The sequence below is a fragment of the Streptomyces sparsus genome (assembly GCF_054776295.1).
Genome location: NZ_BAAHCA010001040.1, coordinates 1 through 1,573 on the forward strand (window position 1 = coordinate 1; position 1,573 = coordinate 1,573).

The 1,573-nt window shown below is 74.8% G+C and carries 1 protein-coding gene and 1 pseudogene; one reads left to right on the plus strand and one right to left on the minus strand.

Features of this window, described 5'->3' with window-relative positions:
- Window positions 1-264, minus strand: a pseudogene (locus ACYVE9_RS26110) (hypothetical protein); the annotation flags it as partial.
- A gap of 186 nt (window positions 265-450) precedes the next feature.
- On the opposite strand from ACYVE9_RS26110, the gene ACYVE9_RS26115 reads away from it, so the two are divergent.
- Window positions 451-1,573: GNAT family N-acetyltransferase (locus ACYVE9_RS26115; protein ID WP_461030362.1), on the plus strand; the 1,123-nt coding region annotated here is incomplete at its 3' end.

Here is a 1,573-nt window from a genome sequence, read left to right on the forward strand (position 1 = left end):
GTCCGCGGTCGTCCCGGCCCCGGCGTCCCCGGAGGCCCCGACGGCCCCCGTGCCCGGCTGGGACTCACCCCCCGCCCCGGCCGACACCGCCCGCGCCACCGCGACATCAGGAAAGGCCGCCGCGTCCGGGAAGGCCACCGCATCCGAGAGGGCCGCCGGGACGGGGAAGGCTGCCACGTCCGGGAGGGCTGCCACGTCGGGCACAGCCGCCGCCTCCGGCAGAGCCGCCACGTCGGGCAAAGCCGCCGCGTCCGGCAAGGACACCGCGGAGGTGTCCGGTACGGGGAAGGCCGACGACGGGGCGACGACCGGCTCTGAGACCGCGGCCGCCGCACCGGGCCGCCGCGCGACGGCCCGCAGGACCGACGAACCCCGCGAGCGCAGGCGTTCCGCACGACACGACACGACGGGCAAGCAGGACGTGGGCCCGCAGGAGAGGGAGAGAGTGCGATGACAGCGAACCCCCGACCGGCCGGACTGTCCATCACACTGTGCCGCGACGCGGAGCAGTTCGCCGCCCTCGGCCCGCAGTGGCACCGGCTGTACCGGAGCTGCCGGGCGGCCACCCCCTTCCAGAGCCACCCCTGGCTGTACTCCTGGTGGATGTCCTACGGCACTCCCGGCCGGCTGCGCGTCGTCACCGTCCGGCAGGGCGACCGCCTCGTCGCCGCCGCGCCCCTGATGCTGGCCCACCGCCCGCTGCCGGTGCTCGTCCCGCTGGGCGGTGACATCTCCGACTTCTCCGACGTACTGCTCGACGACACCTTTCCGCAGGCCGCTGCCGCGCTGGTGCGCGGGCTCGCGCTCGCCTCCCGCGGCGCCGTCGTCGACCTGCGGGAGGTCCGTCCCGGCGGCGCGGCCGAGCAGATCTGGCAGCGCTGGCCCGGGCCCCGCCAGCGGCTGGCGGACTCCGTCTGCCTCGAACTGCCGGCCGCCCCGCTGCCGAAGCTGCTGGAACGCCTCCCCAGCAGCAGTGCCCGCCGCTTCCGGGCCAAGCTGCGCAAGTTGGAGGCGCTCGGCATCGAGGAGCGCGTCGTCTCCGAGCACGAGGTGCCCGCCGCGGTCGCCACCATGCTCCGGCTGCACGGCATGCAGTGGCGCGGACGGGGCGTCACCCCAGAGCACCTCAAGCCGCGTTTCGCCGAGCACCTGGTGAGAGCCACCACCCAGATGGTGCGCACCGGTGACGCGCTGCTCACCGAGTACCGCATCGGCGAGCAGGTCATGGCCGCCGACGTCACCCTGATGTCCGCCGAACTCGCCGGCGGTTACCTCTACGGCGCGCATCCCGATCTGCGCGCCCGCAAGGTCGACATCACGACGATGCTGCTGCGCCACGACTCCCGGCACGTCACCGAGTCCGGCCGCAGTGTGCTCAGCATGCTGCGGGGCACCGAGCCGTACAAGCAGCACTGGCGTCCCGAGACCGTCACCAACCAGCGCTTCCTGCTGGCCCGCGGCTCGATGGGGCCGGCCCTGCGGCTCTACGCCGCAGGGCTCGCCGGGCGGGAACTCGCCGTCAGCACGGCCCGGCGGCGCATGCCGGCCGCGCGGGCCTGGCGGTCGAAGGTCA